A 319-nucleotide genomic window follows, 5' to 3' on the forward strand; every position below is an offset into this window, starting at 1 on the left:
GTCACGGTCAGCGCCTCGCCGTCGGCCGGACGGTCAAACTCGTAGTCCACCTTGCCAGCAAGGATGTCGGCCTCGCTCAACAGGCGGTCGGCCTGGCCGCTCACCTTGAGGGTATCACCGGCCTGGGCCTCGCCCGGCAGGGTCACTGCCACGTTCACGGGGCCCGCTATTTCGGTGCGGTCGATGGTGCCATCGTTGTCGCTGTCTTCGGTGATGACCACGGTCGGCGCCGCGGTGGCAGTGGTGTCGCCCATCACCGCGCTGTCGCTACCTTCCGGCGAGACGTTGCCCGCCGCATCCACCAGGGTGGCGGTCACGG

Annotated in this window: 1 protein-coding gene; it reads right to left on the reverse strand. The window is 68.7% G+C overall.

All coding sequences use genetic code 11. The annotated features are described in order from the left end of the window. A partial coding sequence (locus tag ACLHZ1_RS20715) for a hypothetical protein (protein ID WP_427263552.1) occupies positions 1–319 on the reverse strand: 319 nt, incomplete at both ends.

Origin of the sequence: Aeromonas sobria, assembly GCF_050266975.1 — a bacterium.
GTDB lineage: Bacteria > Pseudomonadota > Gammaproteobacteria > Enterobacterales > Aeromonadaceae > Aeromonas > Aeromonas sobria_B.